At 44.3% G+C, this 3,047-nt stretch carries 2 protein-coding genes and 1 tRNA gene; 2 read left to right on the top strand and 1 reads right to left on the bottom strand.

Annotated features, from left to right (window positions below; genetic code table 11):
* Window positions 1-2,338, bottom strand: a 2,338-nt coding sequence (locus Q0192_RS11065) for a DUF2723 domain-containing protein (protein WP_299289543.1), incomplete at its 3' end; no start/stop codon positions are given.
* A 216-nt stretch (window positions 2,339-2,554) separates the two neighbouring features.
* On the opposite strand from Q0192_RS11065, the gene Q0192_RS11060 reads away from it, so the two are divergent.
* Together Q0192_RS11060 and prs are read left to right on the top strand one after the other, a co-directional pair.
* Window positions 2,555-2,625, top strand: a tRNA-Gln gene (locus tag Q0192_RS11060).
* Between the two features lie 78 nt (window positions 2,626-2,703).
* Window positions 2,704-3,047, top strand: a 344-nt coding sequence (prs, locus tag Q0192_RS11055; RefSeq protein ID WP_299289542.1) for a ribose-phosphate diphosphokinase, incomplete at its 3' end; no start/stop codon positions are given.

Genomic DNA, 3,047 nt, shown 5'->3' with positions numbered 1-3,047 from the left:
GGTTTTTTGTTGGAAGATAGTTCATGCTTTGCCCGTTCTCGTATTCCACTTTGGCACGAGGGTCATCAGAAGTCATAAAATCAAATACATCTTTTAGCTCCGTATTTCCAGGAAGTTTGGAATCATTGTAATACGTAACATCGCGCACGCCGGCTTCAAATTTTTCATTAGGCATGGTGATGGGAAGCGGTGCCGAAGCGTTCATTTTTTGCTTCATCTGGCGGATGTACCAATCCGTCCCGAGCAAGCTTAAATTGACGATACGCACATCTGGCCGAACATTTTCCACTTCCTGGATGTACCACAACGGGTAAGTATCGTTATCGCCAAAAGTAAACAAGATGGCATTTGGCGCGCAGGAATTGAGGTAATTGTAGGCCATATCGCGCGGGGTGGTTTTGGTAGAGCGGTCATGGTCGTTCCATTCCTGCGAAGCCATTAAAACCGGCGCGGCCAATAAACAAACTACTGTTGCACCGATGGCAGCCGTTTGCGGGTTGGCATACTTTCTTAATTTTTCGGCGATAAACAAAGTACCGATCCCAATCCAAATGGCAAAAGCGTAAAACGAACCAGCGTAGGCATAATCCCGTTCACGTGGCTGCAAAGGGTCTTGGTTAAGGTAAAGCAAAATGGCAAAACCGGTGAAAAAAAACAGCAAGCCAACTACGCCGGCATCTTTCTGGTTTTTTTTGAAGTGATAAAAAGCACCGATCAAACCTAAGATCAGCGGTAAAAAGAACATCCGGTTGTAGGATTTGTCCAACGTCATGGAAGGCGGCAACGCGCTCTGGTTGCCCAAACGCATCGCATCAATCGGTTTGATACCGCTTAGCCAGTTGCCATCGGTGGCGTTGTTGCTTTGCCCGTCGGCATCGTTTTGCCTTCCAACAAAGTTCCACAATAAATAACGCGTGTACATTTGGTTAACCTGCCAGCTAAAAAAGAAGCCGAGGTCATCGGCAAAAGTCGGGCTTTGGCCTTCGGCGATATGCATCCAATCTTTGTAAAAACCAATATGCTCAGCCTTATCGCTGAACATCCGGGGAAACAACGTATTACGGTCGTAAACCAGGTTTTGCTTCTTCCCGGCCACTTCGTATTTCTCTTTTCCTTTACGATAAATGGTTGCGCCTTCGGTTTGGTCAACCGCTTTGGAATCATAATACTGGCCGTACAACAAAGGCGTGTCGCCGTACTGGTCACGGTTCAAATAACTCAACAAAGCAAAAGCATTGTCCGGTTCGCTGTTGTTTAAGTTGGTATGCGCTTTTGCGCGGATAATCAGCATGGCAAAAGAACTGTAACCGAAAAGGATAAAAACAGTGCAGGTCAAAATCATGTTGAGCGCAAACCTTTTTTCCCTAATCTTAACCACATATTCTAAAAACGCAACAATCGCAATACCGATCAGCCCGCCAATAAAACCACCGCTAACGGTAAGCGCCAAAACAAAAGCGATAGCCGCAACCAAAATGGTGGTTTTGACCGGTTTAAGGGTATAAATAATCCCGGCTGTCATGGTAATGACAATCAGGATAAAGAAAACTGTTGCGCCACTCCAAAAACCCAAATTAAAGGTATTTACAAAAAGCAAATCAGAATAAGCGGCGCCTTTAACTATATACTGGATAATTCCCCACAAAACGACTGCTACAATAATTATTCCTACAAAAAGAGCAGTCAGCGTACCTCTGCCGGTTGCGTTTGGTGTCCGGCGGAAGTAATAAACGCAGGCAATTGCCGGAATAGCCAGTAAGTTTAACAAGTGGATTCCGATGGATAAACCCATTACGTAAGCGATAAAAATGATCCATCTATCAGCTCCGGGTTCGTCTGCATGGGCATCCCATTTCATGATCGCCCAAAAAACAATGGCGGTACAAAGGGAAGATTGTGCGTAAACTTCGGATTCAACAGCGGAAAACCAGAACGTGTCCGACCAGGCATAAGCCAAAGCGCCAACCAAACCGGCACCAATAATCAGGATGGTTTGGCTTAGGCTAATCTCTGATGCTGTTTTTACCACTATTTTTTTGGCAAGTGCGGTAATTGTCCAAAACAAAAACATAATGGTAGCGGCACTGGCCAAACCGGAACTCATATTGATCAGGTAAGCCACATGTGCTTTATCCGCCGCAAACAGCGAAAACACTTTGCCAATCATGGTAAAAAGCGGTGCGCCTGGTTGGTGCGCCACTTGCAAACGGTATGCGCAGGCAATAAATTCGCCGCAGTCCCAAAAACTGGCAAAAGGTTCTAAAGTTAAAATATAGGTAACAGCGGCAATTAAAAAGGCAAGCCAGCCAAACAAATTATTGATTTTATGATACTTCATGGAGGGTATTGTTTCTGTCATAATTTTGTGGTGCCGAAATTAACAAACTATAATGAAGTTTATGGTCTTTGGCCAATTGTTTAACAGGTTTTAACAATTGACGGCCCGATGCTTCTTTTACCACATAAAAAATATAAAAATTGCATTTGGCTTTTTAATTTATCGTCCTATATTTGCATTCCTTTTCGGCAGGTACAATACCAACGAAGAGCAGATTGCCCGATAGTATAAAGGTAGTACGACGGTTTTTGGTACCGTTTGTCTAGGTTCGAATCCTGGTCGGGCAACTTAAAAAGAAGCAGACACGCTTGAGTAATGGCTGTCTGCTTTTTACTTTAAAGGCAGTTTAACATTTTTTACTCACCATGCCGATACAGTTCAATCCCATCAAATTATTTTCAGGTTTAGCCACATTGGAACTTTCGCGCAAGGTTGCAGAAGCTTACGGAAAAGAATTGGGAGAAGTAATTTTATCGCGTTTCAGCGACGGCGAGTTTCAGCCTTATTTTAATGAATCGGTACGCGGTTCTGATGTTTTTTTGATCCAATCTACCAATCCGCCAACTGACAATTTAATGGAGCTGCTGATGATGATTGATGCCGCACGCCGCGCATCGGCACATTATGTTACGGCCGTTATCCCTTATTTTGGTTTGGCGCGGCAAGACCGGAAAGACAAGCCGCGTGTCGCCATTGGTGCAAAATTAGT

Origin of the sequence: uncultured Mucilaginibacter sp. (assembly GCF_937859865.1) — a bacterium.
Taxonomy (GTDB): Bacteria; Bacteroidota; Bacteroidia; order Sphingobacteriales; family Sphingobacteriaceae; genus Mucilaginibacter_A.
The sequence above is the reverse complement of the archived record's forward strand: the minus strand, read 5'-3'. Positions and strand labels throughout refer to the sequence as shown.